The sequence below is a fragment of the Bacillus sp. JJ1503 genome (genome assembly GCF_036965125.1).
Taxonomy (GTDB): domain Bacteria; phylum Bacillota; class Bacilli; order Bacillales; family Cytobacillaceae; genus Cytobacillus.
This window is the reverse complement of the sequence record NZ_JBALOZ010000035.1, coordinates 10,015-10,544: the sequence shown is the minus strand read 5'-3', so window position 1 is coordinate 10,544 and position 530 is coordinate 10,015.

Here is a 530-nt window from a genome sequence, read left to right as displayed (position 1 = left end):
GTATTCGTTGCTGCATTCGACTCAGCTGCAAATCCAAAAAGTGATAATGATAGTGCACCCGTGATGAATAGCTTCTTCATTTTTTTCATGCTAGTTTTCCTCCTACTTCCGTAAAGAATCTCTAATTAAAGGCTAGCATATGTAACATTATGAATCCTCGTCCAAAATGTGGCATCTTAGGCAACGGCTGATTTGTGCCTGTCGTTACTAAGGCGAGCTATTCAGTGGTAAAAAGATGAAATATGTTTTGAAGTGCACCGATTACAAAACTTGGATGATATATGACATTATTATTTCGTATATGTAACAGACCTCTGGCCTTTTGGAGGGATATTACTATTTGGCTGACAAACTACCTAATCTGGCTGATAAATCATTTAACCTCACGGACAAAATGTAATATCCTAAGAAATTTAACAATAAACCCGAATCGTATCAAATTTGAAATTGACTTTCGAGGATTTTTTTACTCATAACGCCGCCCTCTTATACCTATATAGGGTATATTGTTGTAAAAAGAAACCGTGCTA